Source organism: Sphingorhabdus sp., from assembly GCF_046596595.1.
Lineage (GTDB): Bacteria > Pseudomonadota > Alphaproteobacteria > Sphingomonadales > Sphingomonadaceae > Sphingorhabdus_B.
This window is the reverse complement of the sequence record NZ_JBKJMB010000086.1, coordinates 1-22,600: the sequence shown is the minus strand read 5'-3', so window position 1 is coordinate 22,600 and position 22,600 is coordinate 1. Positions and strand designations below refer to the sequence as shown.

Below are 22,600 nucleotides of genomic sequence, written 5' to 3'. Positions count from 1 at the left end.
CGCAAAAAATAGCAACGGCACAAGCGCCTAAATGCGGCGTGAGTTATTGTAATTACTAGTTAATTCTGGAGCGGGCGAAGGGATTCGAACCCTCGACCCCAACCTTGGCAAGGTTGTGCTCTACCCCTGAGCTACGCCCGCTCTGGCGGTCAGGGATCTAATTCCTGACGGGTGAGGCGCGCCGTTAGCATGGGGTATATCCCCCCGCAAGCCCCAAATGGCCGCTTTTTACGAAAACGGGGTAAAGCCTGTCTTGTGAAAGACAGTGCTTTGCTCGCATAGGGGACGGAACGAATCCTGAATCATGGAGAAATGAACTTGGCGACGCTGGGCCTTACCACCGACGAACAAAAAGCCGTTGAGCAATTCCGGACCGACGTTGTTGCGCCCTCGATGGAGCGCTTGGTCATTCTCGACTTTTGGGCCGAATGGTGTGGGCCATGCAAACAGCTCACGCCGATACTCGAGAAGATTGCGGCAGAATATGCAGATCGCGGTGTGATATTGGCAAAGGTCAATGTCGACGAAAACAAGTTCATCGCTGCACAATTTCAAGTGCGGTCGATTCCAACGGTCTACGCGATGTTTCAGGGGCAGCCGGTCGCTGACCTGTCGCCCGCGCGTACGGAACCGCAAATAAGGCAGATGCTCGACCAATTGCTTGAGAAACTTCCTATTTCGGTCGGCGAAACCGCACCGGACCCAGCCGTTCAGCTAGCGCCGTTGCTCGATGAAGCAGAAATGCTGCTCACGCAAAACGATGCTGAGCAAGCTTATGGCCTGTTTGCTGAAGTGCTGTCTGTGCTGCCGGAACATCCGGCGGCGTTGTCGGGATTAATCCGTGCGCTTACCGCGATGGGGCGTCAGGACGAAGCTCAGGCCATTTATGACAGCCTGGGAGAGGATGTGCGGGCTGACCCGGCGATGGAAAAGGCTGCTTCGGTCTTGAGCATTGCTGCTGCGGCCGTTCCGCCCGAAGAACTGGCGCGGTTGAAGTCCGCTGTAGCTGCCGCACCCGACGACCATGACCGGCGGCTCGACCTTGCCAACGCCTTGATGGCGGATGGTGACCGCGATGGCGCGGCGGAAGCCTTGTTGCACATCATATCGGCTGACCGTGAATGGAACGAAGGCGCAGCCAAGGCCCGCCTGTTGGAGATCTTCGCGCTGATTGGGTTGGAGGACCCATGGGTTTCTGCAACGCGCCGCAAATTGTCAGCGATCCTGTTCGGATGACGACGCGCCGCATCTCCATCTTCCCGCTTACGGGCGCGATCCTGTTTCCAAGCATGCAATTGCCGCTGCATATATTTGAGCCACGCTATCGTGACCTTGTCAGCGATTCGCTGGCCCGCGACCGGAATGTCGGCATGATTCAGCCGAAGGGACAGGGCAACCAACCTCCATTGTTCAATGTCGGGTGCCTTGCGCGGATTCAGGACGTCGAAGCGCTGGACGATGGTCGTTACAATATCATCCTTGAAGGTGTGCAACGCTTTTCGATTGTTAATGAGCTCAACGTCACCACCAGCTTTCGGCAAGTCGAAGCTGAACTATGGGATGAAGACGAAATGAGCGAATCGCTATCGCTCGCTGAACGCGCGTCGATTGAAATCGAGTCGCGCCGTTTTGCCGATGCCCAAGGCTATAGCGTCGATTGGACGGCGGTATCGCAATTGGACGATTATTCATTGGTCAACGCCATTGCGCAGATCGCGCCTTTCGACTTTGCCGCCAAGCAGGCGCTGCTTGAGGCGCGGGGACTTTCGGATCGGGCAGATACTATCGTGCAGCTGATGCAGTTTTTTGGTCGCCATGATGGCTCCGACGACCGCGTGACGCTTCAATAATCAGCCAAGGAAGCTCGCGCGCAGGCCATCGATGACAAATTGCGCGGCAAGTGCGCCCAAAAGCACACCCAAAAGCCGCGTGATCACAGCTTCGGCATTTGCCCCTAGCACCCGCATTATCGGGCCAGCAGCAAGCAATGCGAGCAACGTAAGAAGCAGGACTGCGCCCAGCGCGCCCAAGATAACACCAGCGCGGTCAATCCCTTCATTCTGCGACATCAGCAGCATGACAGACGCGATTGATCCCGGTCCTGCAATCATCGGCATCGCCATTGGGAATACCGATACGTCCTCTATCTCTGGCGTATCGATGATCTTTTGCGCGCGTTCCTCCCGGCGCTCGGTGCGTTTTTCAAAAACCATGTCGATGGCAATCAAAAACAACATAATCCCGCCGGCAATGCGAAAGCTGTTGAGCTCGATATGCAAAGCTCCCAGCAACTGTTCACCAAACAGCGCAAAGACCAGCAATATCCCTGATGCGACAACGACAGCGCGCAACGCCATATTCCGACGCTGCGCTGCATTGGCACCCTTGGTCAGGCTGGCATAAATCGGCGCACACCCAGGTGGGTCAATCACCACAAAAAATGTGATGAATGCCGAGAGAAATAGATCCATCATTTTTGTGCAGCGACCTGATCAGCGATGACTGTTTCCACAGCTTCGCCATTCCATAGCTTTACCTCAACGCTTCGCGCGCCATTGGGCTGAACCACATACGCATAGCTCAGCGATTGGTCGCGGGCGTAGCCCGTTTTCATCGTTGCGCCCTCAGGCGGGGCGGTCAGGGCTGCAGGCGCGCGGCCTTTGCAGCTTGCAACCTGTGTTTCGATCATCTCTTTGGCCGCGCGGGGTGCAGTCAGCGCGTCGCCATGGTCAAGCACCCATTTCCATGTACCATCGCCCCGGTCATTCTTTTCAACAAACTGCCACACGGTGGTGAAATAGCCAGTCGAGCCGTCCGGTTTTTGCCATCCGCCCGTAGTTACGCCCGTTTTGCCATCGCAGGACATAAACGCCTTATGCGGTTGCCATTTCACCGACTGCGCCGGGTCAGCCTTACCCTTGAGCCAGTCGAGCGCATTACTGGGTTGCGGAACGAACATGACCGCATCCTTAGCCGCGGTGTCGCGAAACGCGGTCCACTGGCCCTTTTGCTGGGCCAACTGGTTGAAAGCAATTTCAGCAGCAATGATTGCACTTGGATTAGCGATTTTAGGCTGAAAACTGAGGAATTCAGAACTTGGCCCGGAAGCGCAACCCGCAAGCGTTGCAGTCAGGAAAAGGGCAAGATATGCTTTCATGGCGTCAAATTCCCTGTGGCACTTCCAAGCCTGCCCGACGGTGCGCAGCCACCAGATTATTGCGTAACAGACAGGCAATCGTCATCGGACCAACACCGCCAGGAACTGGCGTAATTGCGCCAGCATGCGCCAACGCGTCGTCAAACGCAACGTCGCCCACTAGCCGCCCTTTGGTTTCGCCAGCTTGTGGCGGTAGCCGATTGATACCTACGTCGATAACAACCGCTCCGGGCTTCAACCAGTCGGCCGTTACCATCTCGGCGCGGCCAACCGCAGCAACCACTATGTCTGCGCGGCGTACGACATCGGGTAAATCCTGAGTCCGGCTGTGCGCAATCGTGACCGTGCAATTTTCGGCGAGCAGTAACTGCGCCATCGGTTTGCCGACAATGTTTGACCGCCCGATGACAACAGCGTTTTTGCCTGACAGGTCGCCCACATATTCTTTTAACAGCATCAGGCAGCCAAGCGGCGTGCACGGTACAAAAGCATCTTCGCCCACCGCAAGTCGCCCCGCGTTGACTACATGAAAGCCGTCGACATCCTTTGCTGGGTCAATTGCAGCGATGACCGCCTTGTCGTCGATATGCGCTGGCAAGGGCAATTGAACCAATATGCCGTCGACCGCATCATCGGCGTTTAATGTTTCGACCAATGCGATCAGTTCTTCTTGCGACACCGTTGCTGGCAAACGGTGTTCGAAGCTGTTCATCCCAGCCTCAACGGTCGCTTTCTTCTTTGATCCGACATAGACCTGGCTGGCGGGATCATCACCCACAAGCACGACCGCAAGGCCGGGTTTGCGCTGCGTTATCGCAACAAACGACGCAACACCCGCCGCGACGCGGTGGCGTAACTTGGCTGCAAATGCCTTGCCATCAATTATCGTGGCACTGCTCACATCCCGCCCGCTGAAATATCATTGGCAAGACCCATCAGCAGCATCTGAAGGATGCGCAGACCAATCAACAGCACCATCGGCGAAAAATCGATCATGCCGGTATCGGGCATAATCTTGCGGATGGGCTTTAAAAACGGGTCAAGAATGACGTTGAGCGCCTGCCAGATCGAAGCAACGATGTTATTCGACAGGCTGACCACATTAAACGACAGCAAAAGGCTTAGAATGAACTGGATGATGACGACAGTCGACAGGATCGTCATCAGATAACCGATAATTTGAATAAGCGCGAGAAGCATGAAATCCTCCGGGTAGTTCTGCCCATGCGGTTAGCCGAGGCAGCGCGCTGTATCAACTGCCTAAAACAGTGCAGGCCAGAGTTTATGTGTGGATGAGCGTCCCTGCACCTTTCACGGTAAACATTTCGATCAGCATCGCATGGCTGGTTCGGCCGTCGAGGATGACTGCAGCGTCGACACCCGATTCCACAGCATCAACACAGGTCTGAATTTTGGGAATCATTCCGCCGCTGATCGTGCCATCACTTTGCAGTTCCGCAATCGCTGCTGGGTCGAGGTCGGTGAGCAATTGTCCCGATTTGTCCAACACACCTGAGACGTCAGTTAACAGAAACAGCCGTGAAGCACCCAGCGCGCTTGCAATCGCGCCAGCCATCGTGTCGGCGTTGATATTATAGGTATGGCCATCAGTGCCCACACCGATTGGCGCGATGACCGGAATCATCCCTGCTGCACTAATGGTATCAATGATGCTTCGGTCAACAATGGTCGGTTCGCCGACGAAGCCCAGATCAATATTGCGCTCAATATTGCTGTCGGGGTCCTTTTTCGTCCGCTGTACCTTTGTTGCCGTTACAAACCCGCCGTCTTTGCCCGATATGCCAATTGCCTTCCCGCCTGCTGCGTTAATCCAGCCGACCAATTCTTTGTTGATCGCGCCTGACAGAACCATTTCGGCAATCTTTGCGGTCTCGGCATCCGTCACACGCAGACCATCGACAAACTCGCTTTCTACCCCCAATTTCTTAAGCATGGCGCCAATCTGCGGACCGCCGCCATGGACCACAACAGGGTTGATACCCACCGCTTTCAACAACACGACATCGTCAGCAAAATCGCGCGCAAGACCTGCATCGCCCATCGCATGGCCGCCATATTTGACGACGAAAGTCTTGCCTGCGTAGCGCTGTAAATATGGCAGTGCTTCGGTGAGCGTTTCGGCTTTGGCAAGATTGGCAGGATCGATTGTCATGCGGCGGGCTCTGCGTCCAATTTGCGACCAATGCGAACAACCACAGCGATCACCAGTGGCACCATTATCGCCGACAAAACGATTTTTGCGATCATCTGGCCGACCATGAGGTCCGCAATGGGCCTAACACCATAGAATGACACGGTAATAAAGATCAGAGTGTCGATAATCTGCGACAATGCCGCGGCAATAAAACCGCGAAAGGCAAGAAACTTACCCGATGTGCCCTTCATCCGCGCAAACAACCAGACGTTCAACGACACCGAAACGCCATAAGCCAGTATGCCTGCAGCCATCATCCGTCCGCTTTGGCCGACGATGATCGGAAAGGCTTCCTTGGCGGGTTCATACATTTCAGGGTCGGTCGGCAGCTGAAGTACGAAATAGGCAAGGCCAATCGCAATGAACAAAGGCACAAAACCATAGCGCACCAGACGGTCAGCCACAGCCCGGCCATGCAGTTCCGCAATCGCGCTCGACACCGCAATCAGTGTCAGGAATGGAAATATCCCGGCTTCGACGGCAAGTGGCCCGATGGACACCTGCTTTGCGCCCAAAAACCCGCCCAAGGGCACCATGCCCCCATAAAATATGGCAAAGACGAAAAGCGAGCGCGGAATGGCGCCCAATGATACGCCCGATGTGGTCTTGTCAGTCATGCAAATCTGACTAGCGTCTAAATCTATTGGCGCAAGGCCAACGATAGCGCTAGGTGTCGCGACAATATTCTGGGGTCGGGACTTTATGCAAATTTTATTAAGCATCGCGGGCATGGTCGTGATTCTGGCGATTGCCGTTCTGCTGTCGTCAAACCGCCGCGCGATCAAATTCCGTGTGGTGGGCGCGGCGTTTGCCTTGCAGATTACGCTCGCTGCCTTGGTTTTGTACACCTCATGGGGCAAGGTCGCATTGAACGCAGCATCGACCGGGGTGTCTAATTTGCTTGGCTATTCGGCCAAGGGTACCGAGTTCATCTTTGGCCCGCTCGCCTCGCCTGAAATCGGCGGTAACAGCTTTGCTATTGCAGCATTGCCCGTCATCATCTTTTTCGCCTCGCTCATTTCGATCCTCTATTATCTTGGCATCATGCAATATGTGATCCGCTGGATTGGCGGCGGGCTTCAGAAGATTACCGGCATTTCCAAAGTCGAAAGCCTGTGCGCTGCAGCCAATATTTTCGTTGGCCAATCGGAATCGCCATTGGTCATTCGTCCCTATCTTGCTGGCCTGAAGCCTGAACAATTATTCTGCGTCATGACCGTCGGCATGGCGGGTGTTGCCGGAACCATATTGGCGGCTTATGCCTCGATGGGAATCCGGATCGATTATCTGCTCGCTGCGGCATTCATGTCGGCCCCCGGTGGCATATTGATGGCGAAAATTATAATGCCAGACGTGCCGCCTGTCGTGCTTGCAGAAGGCGACCCTGCATTGGCCAATCCGCATCCGGATGATGAACCCGTTATGGCGGTTGACGATGACGAGGAAAAGCCTGCCAACATCATTATGGCCGCGGCACAAGGTGCGCAAACCGGCGTGAAGCTGGCCGTAGCCGTCGGCGCTATGGTGCTCGCCTTTGTCGCGCTGGTTGCGCTAGCCAATGGCATATTGGGCGGGATAGGCGGCTGGTTTGGTCTGCCGGGCCTAAGCTTCCAGCAAATTGTCGGCTATGTCTTTGCGCCCATCATGTTCCTGCTTGGCGTTCCGTGGGGCGAGGCGATTCAAGCCGGGGGCTTGTTCGGCACCAAGATTGTGCTGAATGAATTTGTGGCGTTTATTGATCTGGGGGCATTGAACACTCTGTCTGCGCCGACCGTCGGCATTGTGACCTTTGCTTTGTGCGGCTTTGCCAATTTCAGCTCGATTGCCATCCAGATGGCTGTCACTGGCGGACTTGCGCCAAATCAGCGGCCAATGATTGCCAAGCTTGGATTGAAGGCGCTTGCCGCCGGGTCGTTATCCAACTTGATGAGCGCAGCGCTTGCCGGACTTTTTCTGTCGCTAACTTAGTCAGTTTTCACCGGCAGCGCGCTTGAGTTCATACAGCAAGTCCAATGCCGCGCGCGGGCTTAGGGCATCGATATCAAGCCCCGTCAGCTTGTCGCGCAATGCGTCCACCTTGGCCTCGGCGGCATCAAGCGCGGCGCTGAACAATGGCAGGTCGCCAAGCCCTGCGGCCAGCCCGCCGGTTTCAGCGCGGCCTTTTTCAAGTCTAGCGAGCACCGAGCTTGCGCGCGCCACCACCTGCGGCGGAAGGCCGGCCAGCTTTGCGACCGCAATGCCATAGCTCCGGTCTGCTGGGCCCTCGGCCAGTTCGTGCAGCAGCACCAGATCGCCTTTATATTCCTTTGCGCGGACATGGTGCAGCGACAACGCATCGAGGCTTTCGGATAAGCGCGTGAGCTCATGATAATGCGTTGCGAACAGGCATCTGCACCGGTTGGTTTCGTGAATCCCTTCAACCACTGCCCACGCAATCGCCAGACCATCATAAGTCGAGGTACCACGCCCTACTTCGTCCAATATGACAAAGCTGCGTTCGGTGGCCTGCGCGAGAATGGCGGCGGTCTCGACCATTTCGACCATGAACGTTGACCGGCCACGCGCCAGATTGTCCGACGCGCCGACGCGGCTGAACAATCGGTCGACCAGCCCAAGCCGCGCCGATGTCGCAGGAACATAGCTGCCTGCCTGTGCCAGCAGCACAATCAACGCATTCTGCCGCAGGAAAGTGGACTTACCACCCATATTGGGGCCGCTGACCAGCCAAAGTCGCTTTTCAGGCGACAGCTTGCAATCATTGGCAATGAAGCGGTCACCAGATTTTGCCAGCGCACTTTCCACCACGGGATGGCGTCCGCTTTCTATTTCCAGGCATGGGTGGGCAACAAAGCTTGGTCGGCACCAATTGCTTTCCGCCGCACGTTCGGCAAGCGCTGCAGACACGTCAATGCGCGCCAGGGCATCGGCGCTGGCAGCGATCTGGTCGCGCCGTGCAAGCACCATTGCGACCAGCTCTTCAAGGTGCGCAGCCTCTGCTGCCAAGGCATGGCCCCCCGCCTGCGTGATGCGCACCGCCTCTTCATGCAGCTCGGGCGAGTTGAACCGTACCGCGCCAGCCATGGTCTGCCGATGGGTAAAGCCGGTTCCAGGTGCCATCAACGCATCGCCATGTCTGGCGGGCACCTCGACAAAATAGCCAAGCACAGCGTTATGCCGGATTTTAAGCGCGGCGATCCCCGTCGCTTCACGATAGCGCGCCTCCATCTGCGCAATCGCCTGACGCCCGTCACGGCCAGCGCCCCGCAAAACATCCAGGGCCGCGTCAAAACCCTCTGCAATATAGCCACCTTGCGCCGTGTCTGTCGGCGGCGTTGATACCAGCGCGCGGGCAAGATGGTCGACCATATGCCCATGGCCATCCAAAACAGGGAGAAGTTGGTCCAACAATACAGGCTTGTCCGCCATATTCCCCAGACGTTCCCGCAACATCCGCGCCGCATCCAGACCGTCGCGGATTTGGCCCAGATCCCGTGGGCTCCCCCGCCCGGCTACTACGCGGCCAAGCGCGCGGGCAATATCGGGCAGTGCGCGCAAGGCGCTGCGCACGGCATCGCGGGTCAGCGGCGCGTCATGGAACCATTGCACCAGCGACAACCGCGCATCGATTTGCGTTTTGTCCATCAATGGTGCGGCAAGATCGGCAGCCAGTTGCCGCGCGCCCGCGCCTGTTATCGTGCGGTCGACCTCGGCCAGCAAAGACCCAGCCCGTCCGCCCTTGCTGGCGCTGTTAATCTCAAGGCTGTCGCGCGTTGCCTGATCAATCAAAAGATGCGCGTGCACCTCACGCCGGACCGGCAGCTTCAGGAAAGGCATTTTGCCCTGCCCGGCGTGCGCCAGATAGGCGATGAGGCCGCCTGCCGCTGCTTGTTCGGCGCGGGTAACGGGACCGATGCTGGCAAGCGTTTCAAGCGCGAAATGCTGTTTCAGCCGATCGCCGCCAATGACGCTGTCAAAATCCACACGCGGCCGGACGATTACGTCCGGCGGCGCATACATAAAGCCATCGGGCACAACAACTTCACTTGCGGCAAGCCGCGCAAGCTCCGCCTCAAGCGATCCATGTGGCACTGTGACAAGTTCGAAATGCCCCGTTGAGATATCCGCCGCAGCTAGACCGAAAGCCTCTCCAACTTGCGCCACCGCAACGAGCATGTTGGAGGACCAGCTATCAAGCAAGCTATCTTCGGTCAGCGTGCCAGCTGTGACAAAACGGACAATATCACGCGCGACAAGCGTCTTTGATCCACCGCGCGCTTTGGCCTGTTCGGGGCTTTCGGTCTGCTCGGCGATGGCAACGCGGTGTCCTGCCTTAATCAGCCGCGCTAAATAACCTTCGGCGGCGTGTACAGGCACGCCGCACATCGGAATCGGATTGCCGTCATGCTCGCCGCGCGAGGTCAAGGCTATATCAAGCGTCGCCGCTGCTGCGCGCGCATCATCGAAGAACAGTTCAAAAAAGTCCCCCATGCGGTAGAAAAGCAGGCAATCCTCCGCTTTGGCCTTTAGCCCGAGATATTGCACCATCATCGGTGTCGCTATGTTGTCCCCCGCCATATCAGTTGCGTTAGCGAAGCCAGCCGGACGGGGCAATGCTTGCCCTTACGTCATCACCACGTTAGGTGCGGATAAATATATGATAACCGGTCAGGGCCAATAATGAACGACAGTGACGTCCAATTTACTGCGCAAGAAGCGCTGGATTTCCATTCGCAAGGGCGTCCCGGGAAGATTGAGATCGTGGCAACCAAGCCAATGGCGACTCAGCGCGATCTGTCGCTCGCTTATTCGCCGGGCGTCGCGGTGCCAGTGCAGGCAATATACGATAATCCCGCAGCGGCTTACGACTACACCGCAAAGGGCAATCTTGTGGCCGTAATATCGAACGGCACCGCCATTCTTGGCATGGGCAATCTGGGCGCACTTGCTTCCAAACCCGTCATGGAAGGCAAGGCGGTGCTGTTCAAGCGGTTCGCTGATGTCGATTCGATCGATATTGAAGTAAAGACTGAAGACGCGCAGCGTTTCATTGACGCGGTCGAGTTGCTTGAGCCCACTTTTGGCGGAATAAATCTCGAAGATATCGCCGCACCCGATTGCTTCATCATTGAACAGACCTTGAAAGAGCGGATGAACATTCCCGTCTTTCATGATGACCAGCATGGTACGGCGATAATCGCTGCCGCCGGATTGATAAACGCGTGTGAACTGACCGGAAAGTCATTCAAGGACATTAAGGTCGTTTGCAATGGCGCGGGCGCTGCCGCCATTGCCTGTACCGAGCTGATCAAGGCCATGGGTGTGCCGAACGATCATGTCATCATGTGTGACCGTACGGGCGTGATCTATCAGGGCCGGACTCAAGGCATGGACCAATGGAAATCGGCGCATGCGGCCAAGACCACGGCGCGCACCCTAGCCGAAGCCATTGTCGGTGCTGACGTTTTTCTCGGGCTTTCGGCTGCCAACGCGTTGAGCGCCGATATGGTCAAATCGATGGCGGATCAGCCCATTATCTTTGCCATGGCGAACCCCGATCCCGAAATTTCGCCGCCGGTGGCCCGCGCTGCACGGCCCGATGCGATCATTGCAACTGGCCGGTCGGACTTCCCCAATCAGGTCAACAATGTCCTGTGCTTCCCGTTTCTGTTTCGCGGCGCGCTGGATGTGCGGGCGACGACCATCAACGAGCCAATGAAGATTGCGGCTTCGCATGCACTGGCCCAATTGGCGCGCGAAACGGTCCCCGAAGAAGTGGCCGCGGCTTATGGCGGATTGATGCATAAATTCGGGCGCGACTATATCATTCCTTCGCCCTTTGACCCGCGCCTTATGGAAATCGTCGCCTCGGCCGTTGCCAAGGCCGCAATGGACTCGGGCGTCGCGCAAAAACCGATTGCCAATATGGATGCCTATCGCGCGACCCTGCGGGCGCGTCAAAATCCGACAACGTCTGCGCTCACGCAAGTTTATGAAGCTGCACGGGCAAAACCAAAACGCGTAATTTTTGCTGAAGCGGAGGAGGATGTTGTCCTGCGCGCCGCCGTCCAGTTCAAGCAGGATGGCTATGGCATACCCGTGTTGATTGGACGCGATGCACGCGTGATTGAAAAGCTGATCGGATTGGGCGCCGACCCGGATCAATATGAAATCCATAACAGCGTCCAAAGTCCGCTCGTCGATAAAATGGTCGACCGGCTGTATAACCGGCTTCAGCGGCGCGGCTATCTGCGCCGCGATGTTCAGCGGATGGTCAACCGCGACCGCAACATCTTTGGCGCATTGCTGCTTCAGATGAATCAAGCGGATGCAATGATTACCGGCGTCACCCGCACCTTTGGCCAGACGCTCCGCGAATTGCGCCGCGTGCTTGACCCGAAAAAGGACGCGATTCCTTTTGGCATTCACGTCATGGTCGGCAAGACGCACACGGTGTTCATCGCAGATACCACCGTGAACGAACGCCCGAGCGCCGAGGAATTGGCGCATATTGCCGAAAAGACTGCTGCGGTCGCCCGCCGTATGGGTCATGTGCCGCGTGTCGCGTTTCTGTCCTTTTCGACCTTCGGCAACCCAGCCGGAACTTGGCTCAACAACATCCGCGAAGCTGTCGCCTTGCTTGATGCCCGCCGGCCCGACTTCGAATATGAAGGCGACATGCCACCAGACGTTGCCTTAAACCCCGCGCTGATGAAAAATTATCCGTTCTGCAGATTGTCGGGTCCAGCCAATGTGCTGGTGATGCCTGGCCTGCAATCGGCAAATCTATCGGCCAAATTGCTGCGCGAATTGGGCGGCGATCAGGTTATTGGACCGATGCTGTTGGGTATTGAGCAACAGGTGCAGGTCGCGACCATGGCGTCAAGCACAAGCGATCTTGTAACACTTGCGGTGCTGGCCGCGGCGGGGGTGACGGAGTAAGTTTGCGGGGTGAGGCGGTGGCTTCGCCCGAAATGAAAAAGCGTGAAAGTTTCGCACAAAGGCACGAAGAAGCCAAAAAAATGCTGTCATGCTGAACGTGTTTCAGCATCTTACTTTTAGTGGACGCTGCGAAAAATTAAGACTCCGGAGCATAAGGCGCGCTGCGCACAAACACGTTCAGAGTGACGAGCTGTGTTGAAACTGGCACGACAGCGTTTGAAATATGGCCCGTCATCATAAGGCCACAACCTTCTTCGTGCTTTCGTGCGAACCCAATCTTTAATTCGGGCTGTTTGGCGTCGCACCCTGACCGCCGCCTGCGCCGACTGAACCAATATTGCCAAAGATCTCTTCAAAGAAGCTGGTATTGCGGCCAAGTGTTGGGGTCTTGTCGCCTTCCGGGCTGATTCTGGAAATCAGTTCCTTGCCCGTTTGGGCAACAGAGGCAACATTTCCGGCCTCGTCAAAACGGACTTTCAGCACATATTGCGTGTCCGCCTGTGGCAGCGCAAATGCCAACTGCTTGGTGTCGCGTGCATAATAATACCAGTCGTTCTGGTCAAATTGGCCGATAAATGTCGGACGGCCAAGCGATGCCTGAACCGATTCCTTGTTATCAACGCCAGGCTGAACCGCAGATAGCAAAGTCTGGTCACCAATGTAGCCCTGATGGGCCTTCAGCCTCGTGCAGCCCGATGATAGGGTCATAGCGGCCATCAATGTTACAAGACCGGCAATTTGCGACGCGCGCATAGACTTCTCCGCTATTCCACTAAACTTGGGCTTTGCCATTGCATCCTTGTGGCGCAATATCAATATGCAATCCGGGATGAATGCCCGATGAGCAAGGATGAGGCGCGCCGTTATGACATTAATGAAAAGACTTTTCGGTAACGGGCAGGCGGACCCCAAGCTAAAGCTTGTCCCATTGTATAACCAGATCGTGGCAAAAGCCCGCGAGCCGCATTGGTACATTGATGGACAGGTGCCCGACAGCCTTGACGGCCGGTTTGACATGGTCGCTGCCATTTTGTCGCTCGTACTGCTGCGACTTGAAGAAAGCCAAGTTTACGCGCTCGATATGGCTCGACTGACGGAAGTCTTTGTCGACGACATGGACGGCCAGCTGCGCGAAGTTGGCATCGGCGATATGATCGTTGGCAAGCATATTGGCCAGATCATGAGCGCGGTCGGGGGCAGGCTGGGTGCTTTGCGGACGGCGATGGCGGATAACAGCACGCTCGACGACGCTCTCATACGAAATCTTTACCGGGGTGCCGCGCCGTCGCCAGAGGCACTTGCACACACACGCCAAGCTTTGCTTGATGTCGAACGCGCGCTTGGGTCGCAACTGCCTGACATGATCGTTGAGGGCGACGCCAAATGGTGACCCGCAATGAGTTTACCCATGTTATCAAGCTGTCCGAAGTTGGAAACCACAGCCGGAACATTCAGCTGACTGCCGATGCAGAAGCCCGCAATGGGCTTATGGCGCGATTTGACCTTGCTGCGCTTGATTCGCTGAAGGCGGAAATATCGCTCGCGCACGATGCCGAGGGCGTGGTTGCAACCGGTCGTTTCACGGCGGACCTAGCGCAATTCTGCATTGCCTCGCATGATCCTGTTCCAGCGAAATTGGACGAGCAAGTGCATATCCGCTTCATCCCCGAACCAGTCGTCAGCGGCGAAGTGGAGCTTGAGCTTGAGCCCGACGATTGCGACACGATGTTTCATGATGGCCAGACGATCGATCTGGGTGAAGCCGTTGCCCAGTCCTTGGGCCTTGCGCTGAACCCTTATCCGCGCAGCCCCGAAGCCGAGAAAATGCTCAAGGCCGCTGGTGTAAAGAGCGAAGAGGATGTTGTCCCCACAGGCGCGCTGGCTGGCCTCAAGGACTTGCTAGCGAAGAAATGAGCGCCGCGCGCCATGTTTGATGTGGCGCTTCGCCGTTTGGTCGATCCGGTGCTTGTTCGCGCGGCCGTCTGGTTTGCAGGTGCAAGGATCCCGGCGAATGCGTTGACCGTTGCAGGTGCGGTTCTCGGCATATGCGCCGCCTTTTTCATCGCGCAATCCCATTTCACCGCTGCCTTGGTATTCGTCGTGCTGAACCGGATTTTTGACGGCCTTGATGGCGCAATTGCCCGCATCAACGGCCCCACAGAATTTGGCGGCTATCTCGATACGATATGCGATTACATATTCTACATCGCAGTCCCCGTCGCATTTGGATTGATCGACCCTGCCAATGCGTTGCCAGCCTTGTTGCTGATCGCAAGCTTCACTTTGACGGCAGTGAGCTTTCTGGCTTTCGCTGCCATATCCGGCAGGCGCGGGTCCGAAGAGGGCGCACATGGGCCAAAAGCATTCGTCTATTCAACAGGCTTGATGGAGGGCGGGGAGACCATCGCCTTTTTCGTCCTGTTCTGTCTTTTCCCGACATTTTTCCCGACACTGGCCGTCATTTTTGCGGCGCTTTGTGTGCTGACGGTGCTTCAGCGCGTACTGCTCGCGGCAAAAAGCTTCGGCTAACCGCGCTGCCAGCGGAACCAGCGTTCGGCCCATTTCAGCAAGCCCTCGGGCTTGCGCGCCAAGCCAAATTGACCGGCGGCATATTTGTTCGCTTCGGCCCAGGTGGGATAGGGATGAATCGTCTGCAGAATCTTGCGCAGCCCCATATTGTGCTTCATCGCAAAAGTCACTTCAGCCAAAATCTCGCCTGCATTTTGGCCGATAATCGTTGCGCCCAAGATCCGGTCATTGCCTTTTGCAGTTAGGATTTTGACAAAACCATGCGCCTCGCTCTCCGCAATCGCGCGGTCAAGATCATCGAGATCGTAGCGCGTCAGATCATAAGCAACACCCTGTTCTTGCGCTTCTGCCTCGGTCAGGCCAACGGTCGCGAGTTCAGGCTCGGTATAGGTCACCCGTGGCAGAATGCGGTAATCGGTCCGGTATTTTTTGAACGGGCGCGCGAGCGCATTGACGCTGGCATACCAAGCCTCATGACTGCCGCCATGGGTGAGCTGCTGTTTTCCCGCAACGTCGCCAGCGCACAGGATATGCGGCATGTTTGTGCGCAAAAAGGCATCATTGGGTAGGCGCCCATCGACAACAAGCCCAAGTTCTTCAAGGCCAAAGCCCGACACGCGCGGCTTGCGCCCGACCGCAATGATGATGTCGTCATAGGGAACCGCAACCTCGCCCTCGGGGCCCGCAACGATAAGGGTCTTGCCCGGTTCAAAGCGGAGCGCGCGATGTCCTGTGCGAATGGAGACGCCTTCAGCCTGCAGCCGCGCGGTGACCAAAAAGGCAGCATCGGCGTCTTCTTTCAACAACAAACGGTCGGCCATTTCGACGACGGTCACATGTGATCCAATTCGCTGAAACGCCTGCGCAAGCTCGCAGCCAATCGGGCCGCCGCCCAAAATGACCAGCCGGGCAGGCGTATTTGCCCGCGTGGCCATGGCATCCCACAAAGTCTCGCTGGTCAGATAGCCACTGTCCTCTACCCCGGGCAATTCCGGGATGAACGGGGCAGCGCCAGTGGCAATGACAAAGGCTTTGGCAGTCAGCCGACGTTCGCCATTGATCTCGACCATCCACGGATCGACAAAGCGCGCATAGCCTTTGACGCAATCGACGCCAAGGCCCGTAAAGCGCTCGACGCTGTCATGCGGTTCAATCGCGGTAATAACATCGCGCACGCGGCGCATCACTGCGGGGAAGTCGACAACTGGCGCGCTGGCTCCAATGCCAAAGCGCGCCGCGTCAGCGATCTGGTGCGCGACCTTGGCGCTTTTGATCAGCGCCTTGGACGGAACGCATCCGGTGTTCAGGCAGTCACCGCCCATTTCGTGCGCTTCGATCAACGTGACCTTGGCCTTGACCATCGCCGCGATATAGGACGAGACCAGACCCGCAGAACCAGCGCCGATGACGATGAGATTTCGGTCGAACCGTTTGGGTTTTTGCCAGCGTTCAGCCACGGCTGCGCTTCACCAGGGCAACGATGCCCTTTGCGACCCATGGGAAAAGCGCAAGCGCGGCAAAGGACGCAATAAGCGTTGGCGACAAAAGCCCGGCAGTGCTGTCGATCCGGCTAATTTGCGTGCCGGCGTTCACAAATACGACGGTCGCAGGCAACATGCCCAATTGGCTGACCCAGAAAAATGTCCGCGTTTTAATCCGCGTGAGGCCCATCAGCAGGTTGATCACAAAAAAGGGAAACACAGGAATCAGGCGCAGCGTAAACAGATAAAAGGCGCCGTCTTTTTCAAGCCCGTCATCAATCGCGCGCAAGCGTTCGCCAAATTTCCCCTGCACCCAATCGCGCAATACAAAACGCGCGCTTAAGAAGGCCAATGTCGCGCCGATAGTTGAGGCAAAGGAGACGATGATCGTGCCCAACACAACGCCAAATAATGCGCCCGCAACCAGGCTCATGATCGCAGCGCCCGGAATCGAAAGTCCGGTCACCGCGACATAGAGAATGAAGAACCCTGTTATGTAGAGAACAGGGTTGGCATCCTTGGCCGCAACAATGTCGGCCTGACTGGCCTTGAAGTTTTCAAGGCTCAGGACCTGGCCAAGGTCAAAAACAAAATAAGCGGCAATCGCGGCAATGAGGATGAAGGCCAGAATAGCTTTTTTCACTTTGCCCCCTTCTCAATATGCTGCCAGCGCTGCCCTGTTGTCAGCGATCAAAATGGTACGTCGTCGTCAAGATCATTGTCGAAGTCACCGCCGCCAAAGCCCGATGAAGATCCGCCGCCGCTGCCACCAGCGCCCCAATTGTTACCACCTGACGCACCGCCCGATGACCCGCCGCCCGATGCGCCGCCGCTCCAGCCTTCGCCGCTGCCGCTGCCACCCTTGGCACCGTCGAGCATCACCAACTTACCGTCAAAACCCGCAACTGAAACTTCAGTTGTGTAACGGTCATTGCCCGATGCGTCCTGCCATTTGCGGGTGCGTAATTGGCCCTCGATATAGACCTTGCTGCCTTTTTTCAGGAAGCGTTCGGCAACCCCGACGAGCCCGTCCGAGTTGAGCACGACGGTGTGCCATTCGGTGCGTTCTTTTTTCTCGCCCGTGGTGCGGTCTTTCCAGTCTTCGGAGGTCGCGATGCGCAAATTGCAGATGCGTCCGCCATTCTGGAAAGATTTGATTTCGGGGTCAGCGCCCAGATTGCCCACGATGATGACTTTATTGACGCTTCCCGCCATGTTCCTGTCCTCTAATGCAAAAGTGTTTGTTGGCTTGCTATAAGCCGAAGGAACGCGCTGTCCAATATGTTATGCCTGCCGCCGCATAGGCCAGCGCAAAAAGATAACTGACCATGAAAATCGGCCATTTCCACCCATTGGTTTCACGCCGGGTGACGGCAATTGTCGAGATGCATTGGGGCGCGAAAACAAACCAGGCAAGAAAGGCGAGCGCAGTCGCCAATGACCAATCCGCCGCCAATTTTGGCCCGAGGCTGGTGGCCGCAGCATCTTCGTCTGTTGCATCAATGGCATAGACGGTCGCAAGCGCGGATACGGCAACCTCTCTCGCCGCCATGGCGGGGATAAGCGCAAGCGCTATATCATGGTTGAAGCCGATGGGCCGCACAATGGGCTCAAGTCCGTCGGCGATTCGACCGGCGACCGAATATTCGACCTGCGAAATGTTGCTGCCTTCGGGTGCCTTGGGGAAGCTCAACAGCGCCCACAAGATGATCGTTGCGGCAAAAATAATCGTCCCTGCACGGCGCAAGAACACCCATGCACGCTGCCACAAATTGATCGCAATATCGCCGGGACGTGGCCATTGATAACGCGGCATTTCGATGAGGAAACTGCTTGCCCGGCTTTGCGTGACAAAACGCTGGATGACCGCTGCTGCCAGCATCGCCCCCAATATGCCGGCAATATACAAACCAAATAATACTAACCCTTGCAGGCCAATGCCGGGGCCAACCGAAGACGCCGGAATGAACGCGCCGATGATGACGGTATAGACCGGCAAGCGGGCGGAACATGTCATCAGCGGCGCAATGAGAATGGTCGCCAGCCGCTCCTTTTGATCCATGATCGTGCGCGTCGCCATGATACCGGGAATTGCGCAGGCAAAGGATGACAATAATGGAATGAAGCTATGTCCGGAAAGGCCAACCGCTGCCATCATCCTGTCCATGACGAAAGCGGCTCTTGTCATGTAGCCCGATGCCTCAAGCAACAAGATGAACAGGAACAAGATCAGGATTTGCGGCAGGAACACAATGACCGACCCAACACCGGCAATGACGCCGTCGGTCAGGAACGACCGAAACAGGCCCTCGGGCAGCGTATTTGTGATGGCATCGCTGGCGAACGCAAAGCCGCTTTCGATCCAGCCAATCGGCGCTTCGGACCAGCCATAGACCGCCTGAAACATCAAGAACAGCAACGCGAGCAAGATGATGACCCCGCCGACCGGATGCAACAATATAGCGTCCAACCGGCGCGTCCATTGGCGGCCAGCGGTTTCGCTTATAATCACAGAGCGGGCGATGTCGCGTGCCTGCTGATTTCGCGCGCCGAAAGAGGCAGCAAGGGGTTCCTGCGCTGGCCGTGGGTTTTTCAGCGCTTGGTCAAGCGCGATCATCAGGGGTTCAAGCCCGCGCCGCCGGACGGCAACGGTCTCGATGACCGGGACGCCAAGCGCGCGCGCCAACGTTTCAGAATCCAGCAGAAGTCCATCACGTTCCGCCAGATCGATCATGTTCAACGCAACCACCGTCGGCAGGCCTTGCGCAATCAGCTCAAGCGCAAAGCGCAGATGATTGTCGAGATTGCCCGCATCAAGCACAATCACCAACGCATCGGGTCGGCGATGCCCCTCCAGATTGCCCAAAACAACGTCGCGCGTTACGGCTTCGTCAAGGCTATCGGGCTCGAGACTATAGGCACCTGGCAGGTCGATCATTTCCGCAGGTCTGCCATCGGCGAAAGTCGCACGCCCCGATTTTCGCTCCACGGTGACGCCTGGATAATTGGCAATTTTCTGACGCGCGCCGGTCAGCGCGTTAAAAAGCGCACTCTTCCCGGCATTGGGATTGCCGACCAATGCCACGAGAGGGGGCATTTGAGTCATGCGGACAATTCGCAGTCAATGGCAGCCGCGACATTAAGACGTAACGCGACCGTCATGCGCCCAACGCGCACGGCCAACGGGTCACGCCACATTAAAATGCCCTTGTGCAGTGCCTCAATGACGACGCCGGGTTCAAACCCGAGCGAGCGCAAGCGATGCCCTTCCTGATCGGGCAAGGCATCCCAATGAATGGCCCGGATAACCGCCCTGCGGTTAAGTGGAAGGTGATCAAGTTGCACGCGCGCTATTTGCAACCGATTCGCAATAACATCAATAGCGATTTAAATTCAGCGTGCAGGATAACGCAGCCGGCCGATGAAACGCGAGAGGCTTGGAACATATTCCTGACGCTGCTTGGCTTGGTATTTCACCTTTTCAATCTGCATCACATTATCGATTCGCCGGTCGAGAAAAGTGCGCGTATCGGCAAAATTTTCGCTGTCGTCGTTGACGAATACGCTCAACGTGCTCGCATATACTGCAGATAACGTCATGCGTTTGGTATAATGGTTGAAGTCGCTCGACGTATCACCCGCCAAACGCCACATGCGATCAGCCGACCGCCAGCCAATCTTCGCGGACTTGGGCAGGTTCTGCGGCATCGCCATGATTGCCAGTGCGCGGCGCAGCGACTCCCGGTCGGGAGCCATGATCTCTAACCGCGTGGCAACCAAAGCGGTAATCCGGTCGCGGATTTTCATGGCATTGAGCATGTCCGCTGGCAAACGGCGCGCGAGCTCCAGATCAATGCCTTCAATCCAGGCATCGATCATGTCGATCGCCTTGCCCTTGATCGCAAGCATCGCAACGTCGCGGTCGACACCCATTTCGTCGGCGGCGGCGTGAACAGCCGCATCAGACCAACCGTCAAAACCAGCGTGGCGGCCAAGGACTGGAGCGAGCGCGACGCGGATTTCGTCAAGCGTCGGATCGGCGGGGAGGGCATTTAATGTCATGACTTATATGTAGGTGTTCGCCGCCGCCAAGAAAAGACCTATTGCTTACGCACCAGAACCAAAGCGACCATGACCAAAAAGCTTCCAACAAAATCCATCGCCGTGAGCGTTTCGCCAAAGGCCAGCCAACCCGCCGCTGCCGACAAAGCAGGCTGAAGCAGCAAGGCAAGGCCAATGACCAACGGGCTAAAATGCGGGAGCGCGTAGGTTAGGCAGCCTTGACCGAAAAATTGCGAGGTAAAGGCCAGCAAGATGACTGGCCACCAGGTTGTGGGGATAATTTGTTCGCCTGCGATGACAGCGCCCATCAGCAATACAACGGCCGCGACTGCGCTGGCCATGCCAAGCGCGCCCCAGCTTTCGGTATTTTGCCGCACGCGAATCATCAACAGCAGATACACGGTGTAAGTCAATCCGGCCCCGAGCGACAAAAGATCACCAGCAAAATGGCGCGGCGACAATTCCAGACTCTGTCCCATCAGCAGGGCAGCACCAACAAATGCGAACAGCACCGATATGCTCTCCCATTTTGATGGCATTTTACGTGCTGCTACTACGCCATAGACCACGAGAAGCAGACTAGCGCAGTTCGCAAATAATGTAGCATTTCCCATTTTCGTTTGAAAAATGCCGATATGCCACAAGATGATATCGACGCCGAAAAAGAGGCCCGCAATAATGACAAGCCAGATCGTGGGTGTGCCGAGCGCCGAAAACCGAAAACCAAATCGATACCCCACCAGCAACAAAAAAGGCGTGGCGAGCGCCAACCGCCAGAATCCGGTGGCAATTGGCCCGCTATCGGCCAGTCGCACCAGCAAAGGCCCAAAGGCAATTGCCACATTGCCTGCGACCAATGCGGCAAAGGCAAGCATACGCGGCGGTTGCTGATGGAAAATCTTCTGCTGCATAAACCCCCGTTGCAATTTGCAACTTTCATCCGCATCTTGGCGGCAAAGAAACGCCTTAATGACAGGAAATCGCATGACTGCAACTTTGTTCGACCCGATAAACCTTGGTGCCATATCGGCGCCCAATCGTATATTGATGGCCCCGCTCACACGCGGACGCAGCGAAGGGGTGCATGTGCCTGTATCCGAGCTCAAAGCCGAATATTACAGCCAACGCGCTACAGCTGGTCTCATTATCGCTGAAGCCACAGGCATCAGCCAGGAAGGCCTTGGCTGGCCATCCGCGCCCGGCATATGGTCCGACGATCAGGTAAAGGCATGGAAGCCAGTCACGCAGGCCGTCCATGACGCGGGTGGGCGGATCATCCTCCAATTGTGGCACATGGGCCGCCTTGTGCACCCAGACTTTCTGGGCGGCGCGCAGCCTGTATCGTCCTCGGCGACCACAGCGCCGGGTTATGCGCATACCGCAGAAGGCAAGAAAGATTATACCGAAGCACGCGCGCTGGATATTTCTGAAATCCCGCGTGTTATTGCCGATTATGTCCATGCGGCCAAGAATGCCATTGCTGCCGGTTTTGACGGCGTCCAAATCCATTCGGCCAATGGCTATCTGATTGACCAGTTCTTACGCGACAACACCAATTTTCGCACCGACGATTATGGTGGCGCAATTGAAAACCGGATTCGCTTGCTGCGCGAGGTAACGCAAGCTGTTGTCGATGCCGTGGGCGCGGAGCGTACCTCGGTGCGGCTGTCACCCAATGGCGAAACTCAAGGCGCGGATGACAGCAACCCCGTTGCCTTGTTTACCGCTGCTGCCAGCGCGCTTCAGGACATTGGCATCGCCTTCCTCGAGCTGCGCGAAATCAAGCCATATGGCAATTTCGGGCAAACCGAAGTCCCGCGCATCTCGCCGGAAATCCGCAAGGTGTTCAAGGGTCCCTTGGTGCTCAATCAGGAATATACCAGGGAACTGGCTGACGCGGATCTTGCGTCAGGGCTCGCCGACGCCATCAGCTTTGGGCGGCCCTATATCAGCAACCCCGACCTAGCAGAGAGACTGCGGACAGGTGCGGAGCTGGCACCAGATAATTTCAAGACCTGGTATTCACCCGGCGCGGAAGGTTATACCGACTATCCGTTCCTCGAAAAGGCGGACGCGTAACGCACATGATCGAGGCGGGGCTTGGCCTTTATGCGATAGCCATCCCCGCCTTGCTGCTCTTGTTGCTCGCGGGCGCGGAAATGCTTTGGCCGCGCCGCGCGCTTGTGCTCGGCCGCTATCCACGGTGGCGAACGCATG

Annotated in this window: 23 protein-coding genes and 1 tRNA gene; 8 read left to right on the top strand and 16 right to left on the bottom strand. The window is 56.7% G+C overall.

What is annotated here, in order from left to right; translation table 11 throughout:
* Positions 1–66 precede the first annotated feature (66 nt).
* Positions 67–141 (bottom strand) — tRNA-Gly (locus ACLL9E_RS08265).
* Between the two features lie 177 nt (positions 142–318).
* Here ACLL9E_RS08265 and ACLL9E_RS08260 point away from each other — a divergent pair.
* Together ACLL9E_RS08260 and ACLL9E_RS08255 are read left to right on the top strand one after the other, a co-directional pair.
* Positions 319–1,236: a tetratricopeptide repeat protein gene (locus ACLL9E_RS08260; protein ID WP_411291263.1), complete on the top strand. Its 918-nt coding sequence runs from the start codon at positions 319–321 to the stop codon at positions 1,234–1,236.
* Positions 1,233–1,850: an LON peptidase substrate-binding domain-containing protein gene (locus ACLL9E_RS08255; RefSeq protein ID WP_411291262.1), complete on the top strand. Its 618-nt coding sequence runs from the start codon at positions 1,233–1,235 to the stop codon at positions 1,848–1,850. Before ACLL9E_RS08260 ends, ACLL9E_RS08255 begins: the two co-directional genes overlap by 4 nt.
* Here the strand turns inward: ACLL9E_RS08255 and ACLL9E_RS08250 are convergent, their stop codons facing one another.
* The 6 genes from ACLL9E_RS08250 to ACLL9E_RS08225 form a co-directional block, all read right to left on the bottom strand.
* The gene (locus ACLL9E_RS08250; RefSeq protein WP_411291261.1) at positions 1,851–2,474 is read right to left on the bottom strand and encodes a MarC family protein; all 624 of its coding nucleotides are present in this window, start codon (positions 2,472–2,474) and stop codon (positions 1,851–1,853) included.
* The gene (locus ACLL9E_RS08245; RefSeq protein WP_411291260.1) at positions 2,471–3,157 is read right to left on the bottom strand and encodes a hypothetical protein; all 687 of its coding nucleotides are present in this window, start codon (positions 3,155–3,157) and stop codon (positions 2,471–2,473) included. Before ACLL9E_RS08245 ends, ACLL9E_RS08250 begins: the two co-directional genes overlap by 4 nt.
* Before the next feature lie 4 nt (positions 3,158–3,161).
* Positions 3,162–4,058: a bifunctional methylenetetrahydrofolate dehydrogenase/methenyltetrahydrofolate cyclohydrolase FolD gene (gene folD, locus ACLL9E_RS08240; protein ID WP_411291259.1), complete on the bottom strand. Its 897-nt coding sequence runs from the start codon at positions 4,056–4,058 to the stop codon at positions 3,162–3,164.
* Positions 4,055–4,357 carry a YggT family protein gene (locus ACLL9E_RS08235; RefSeq protein WP_411291258.1) on the bottom strand — a complete coding sequence of 101 codons (303 nt, stop codon included), beginning with the start codon at positions 4,355–4,357 and terminating at the stop codon, positions 4,055–4,057. Before ACLL9E_RS08235 ends, folD begins: the two co-directional genes overlap by 4 nt.
* Positions 4,358–4,439: 82 nt before the next feature.
* Positions 4,440–5,330, bottom strand: coding sequence for an acetylglutamate kinase (argB, locus tag ACLL9E_RS08230; protein ID WP_411291257.1), 891 nt, complete (start codon positions 5,328–5,330; stop codon positions 4,440–4,442).
* Positions 5,327–5,989: a queuosine precursor transporter gene (locus ACLL9E_RS08225; RefSeq protein WP_411291256.1), complete on the bottom strand. Its 663-nt coding sequence runs from the start codon at positions 5,987–5,989 to the stop codon at positions 5,327–5,329. The genes argB and ACLL9E_RS08225 overlap by 4 nt, the downstream gene beginning before the upstream one ends.
* Before the next feature lie 85 nt (positions 5,990–6,074).
* Here ACLL9E_RS08225 and ACLL9E_RS08220 point away from each other — a divergent pair, with 85 nt between their 5' ends.
* Positions 6,075–7,340, top strand: a complete 1,266-nt coding sequence (locus ACLL9E_RS08220; RefSeq protein ID WP_411291255.1) for a NupC/NupG family nucleoside CNT transporter — start codon at positions 6,075–6,077, stop codon at positions 7,338–7,340.
* Here ACLL9E_RS08220 and mutS read toward each other — a convergent pair whose 3' ends face one another.
* Complete coding sequence (gene mutS / locus ACLL9E_RS08215; protein ID WP_411291254.1) at positions 7,341–9,947, bottom strand: DNA mismatch repair protein MutS; 2,607 nt, start codon at positions 9,945–9,947, stop codon at positions 7,341–7,343.
* Between the two features lie 102 nt (positions 9,948–10,049).
* Between mutS and ACLL9E_RS08210 the strand changes: the two genes are divergently transcribed.
* Entirely contained in the window at positions 10,050–12,311 is a 2,262-nt protein-coding gene (locus ACLL9E_RS08210; protein WP_411291253.1) for an NADP-dependent malic enzyme, read from the top strand.
* A 279-nt stretch (positions 12,312–12,590) separates the two neighbouring features.
* Here ACLL9E_RS08210 and ACLL9E_RS08205 read toward each other — a convergent pair whose 3' ends face one another.
* The gene (locus tag ACLL9E_RS08205) at positions 12,591–13,064 is read right to left on the bottom strand and encodes an outer membrane protein assembly factor BamE (RefSeq protein ID WP_411291252.1); all 474 of its coding nucleotides are present in this window, start codon (positions 13,062–13,064) and stop codon (positions 12,591–12,593) included.
* A 112-nt stretch (positions 13,065–13,176) separates the two neighbouring features.
* On the opposite strand from ACLL9E_RS08205, the gene ACLL9E_RS08200 reads away from it, so the two are divergent.
* From ACLL9E_RS08200 to ACLL9E_RS08190, 3 genes are read left to right on the top strand one after another with little or no spacing between them, the layout of a single operon-like run.
* On the top strand, positions 13,177–13,701 hold the full coding sequence (locus ACLL9E_RS08200) for a ubiquinol-cytochrome C chaperone family protein (protein WP_411291251.1): 525 nt from the start codon (positions 13,177–13,179) through the stop codon (positions 13,699–13,701).
* Entirely contained in the window at positions 13,695–14,225 is a 531-nt protein-coding gene (locus ACLL9E_RS08195; protein ID WP_411291250.1) for a YceD family protein, read from the top strand. The genes ACLL9E_RS08200 and ACLL9E_RS08195 overlap by 7 nt, the downstream gene beginning before the upstream one ends.
* 12 nt (positions 14,226–14,237) lie before the next feature.
* Positions 14,238–14,840, top strand: a complete 603-nt coding sequence (locus ACLL9E_RS08190) for a CDP-alcohol phosphatidyltransferase family protein (RefSeq protein WP_411291249.1) — start codon at positions 14,238–14,240, stop codon at positions 14,838–14,840.
* Here ACLL9E_RS08190 and ACLL9E_RS08185 read toward each other — a convergent pair.
* From ACLL9E_RS08185 to ACLL9E_RS08155, 7 genes are read right to left on the bottom strand one after another with little or no spacing between them, the layout of a single operon-like run.
* Positions 14,837–16,297, bottom strand: a complete 1,461-nt coding sequence (locus tag ACLL9E_RS08185) for a dihydrolipoyl dehydrogenase family protein (protein WP_411291248.1) — start codon at positions 16,295–16,297, stop codon at positions 14,837–14,839. The genes ACLL9E_RS08190 and ACLL9E_RS08185 overlap by 4 nt on opposite strands.
* A complete protein-coding gene (locus tag ACLL9E_RS08180; protein WP_411291247.1) occupies positions 16,290–16,964 on the bottom strand; it encodes a TVP38/TMEM64 family protein in 675 nt (224 codons plus the stop codon). The genes ACLL9E_RS08185 and ACLL9E_RS08180 overlap by 8 nt, the downstream gene beginning before the upstream one ends.
* Positions 16,965–17,011: 47 nt before the next feature.
* A complete protein-coding gene (gene ssb, locus ACLL9E_RS08175) occupies positions 17,012–17,536 on the bottom strand; it encodes a single-stranded DNA-binding protein (RefSeq protein ID WP_411291246.1) in 525 nt (174 codons plus the stop codon).
* A gap of 37 nt (positions 17,537–17,573) precedes the next feature.
* The gene (gene feoB, locus ACLL9E_RS08170; RefSeq protein ID WP_411291245.1) at positions 17,574–19,427 is read right to left on the bottom strand and encodes a ferrous iron transporter B; all 1,854 of its coding nucleotides are present in this window, start codon (positions 19,425–19,427) and stop codon (positions 17,574–17,576) included.
* On the bottom strand, positions 19,424–19,666 hold the full coding sequence (locus ACLL9E_RS08165; protein ID WP_411291244.1) for a ferrous iron transport protein A: 243 nt from the start codon (positions 19,664–19,666) through the stop codon (positions 19,424–19,426). The genes feoB and ACLL9E_RS08165 overlap by 4 nt, the downstream gene beginning before the upstream one ends.
* A gap of 48 nt (positions 19,667–19,714) precedes the next feature.
* On the bottom strand, positions 19,715–20,383 hold the full coding sequence (locus ACLL9E_RS08160) for a COQ9 family protein (RefSeq protein ID WP_411291243.1): 669 nt from the start codon (positions 20,381–20,383) through the stop codon (positions 19,715–19,717).
* Between the two features lie 38 nt (positions 20,384–20,421).
* Positions 20,422–21,294, bottom strand: a complete 873-nt coding sequence (locus tag ACLL9E_RS08155; protein ID WP_411291242.1) for a DMT family transporter — start codon at positions 21,292–21,294, stop codon at positions 20,422–20,424.
* Positions 21,295–21,367: 73 nt separating this feature from the next.
* Here ACLL9E_RS08155 and ACLL9E_RS08150 point away from each other — a divergent pair, with 73 nt between their 5' ends.
* Positions 21,368–22,462 carry an alkene reductase gene (locus ACLL9E_RS08150; RefSeq protein WP_411291241.1) on the top strand — a complete coding sequence of 365 codons (1,095 nt, stop codon included), beginning with the start codon at positions 21,368–21,370 and terminating at the stop codon, positions 22,460–22,462.
* The last annotated feature ends 138 nt before the right edge of the window (positions 22,463–22,600 follow it).